Below are 1,353 nucleotides of genomic sequence, written 5' to 3'. Positions count from 1 at the left end.
ATGGCGCGCCCGGAGCGATTCGAACGCCCGACCCTCAGATTCGTAGTCTTTTCATGCCCCATTTTTGCCTTATTCCTGAACGTTCCAATTCGTGATTTTTCATATATATTTCATCATGTTGCCGTTCCGCTTCATTCCTGACGCTTCCGTCATTTTCTGACGAAATCCGTTCTGTTGGTAGCAAATTGGTAGCAAACTGCGAGATTCAGACTGACGATTTGGCACGTTTTATGCGTCTGATTGGTAGCAAAATCTGGCAGTCGAAAACTGGGTCAAGTTTGTTCGACAGGAGTGGATTATGGGCGAGCGAGTTAAACTAACAAAGCGACTTCTCGATTCAGTTGTGCGGCCTGCGTCTGGCGAGACGCGCCTCTGGGATAGCGACGCGAAGGGCTTTGTCGCGCGCATCTTTCATAACGGTCGGGTGTCCTTTGGGGTCAAACTGCGCATTGGCTCGCTGCAACGCTGGATGACGATCGGAGATCTAGGCAGCCCTTGGACGGTCGAGCAAGCGCGTGAACGGGCGCGCTACATGTTAGCTGACGCTCTCGATGGAATTGACCCCCAACTTGAGAAGCAGGAGGCGCGCGCCGCGCTTACCGTGGCAGCGCTGATTGAACGCTATCTCTCGGAAGGCCGGATGTCGAAGCCAAATAAACGGGAATCCTCTTGGGCCAATGATGCCTCGCTCCTGCGCCGCCATGCCATTCCCCTCATCGGCAAGCGATTTGCCCGCGACCTCACCCGCCAAGATATTGAGCGGATGCAGGCAGACGTGGCAGCGGGAAAGACGGCGGCAAGGATCAAAACAAAAGCCAGAGGCCTCGCACGCATCTCAGGCGGGCAAACCTCAGCCGGTGGCCTCATTCGTTCTTTCTCTGCCATGATGTCTTGGGCTGTGCGCAACGGGTTTAGCGAAACCAATCCCTGCATCGGGGTAGAGAAATTCAAGCCAGGTCGCCGCGAGCGCTTCTTGACGACCGAAGAAGCGCGCAACCTGTTAGCCAAGCTCGTAGTGCTGACCGAGAATGCCGAGATCGACGAGAGCCATGCAACCATCATCCGCCTGCTTCTGTTCACCGGTGCAAGAAAGAGCGAGATCCTAGGTCTGATGTGGAACGAGCTTGACCTTGAACGTGGCCGGATTGTCCTGCCCCGTGGACGCTCCAAAACTGGCGAGAAGGTCATTCCGCTAAACTCTGCCTCACTGGCCGAGCTAACAGACCGCCCCCGTTCCTCCCGCTATGTGTTCCCTTCTCTCACTGGGTCAGATGGCCCAACGGTCGGGCTCTACAAGTCTTGGGAAAAAGTTCGCCAAAGCCTAAACCTACAGGGTGTGCGGCTGCATGACCT

The 1,353-nt window shown here is 55.7% G+C and carries 1 protein-coding gene; it reads left to right on the top strand.

Going from position 1 to position 1,353, the window contains the following annotated elements; translation table 11 throughout:
* Nucleotides 1-298: 298 nt before the first annotated feature.
* Nucleotides 299-1,353, top strand: a 1,055-nt coding sequence (locus ACOVRA_RS13280) for a tyrosine-type recombinase/integrase (protein ID WP_421720722.1), incomplete at its 3' end; no start/stop codon positions are given.

This window comes from Aquidulcibacter sp. (genome assembly GCF_049239865.1).
In the GTDB taxonomy this organism is placed as follows: Bacteria; Pseudomonadota; Alphaproteobacteria; order Caulobacterales; family Aquidulcibacteraceae; genus Aquidulcibacter.
This window is presented reverse-complemented; position numbering and strand designations above follow the sequence as displayed.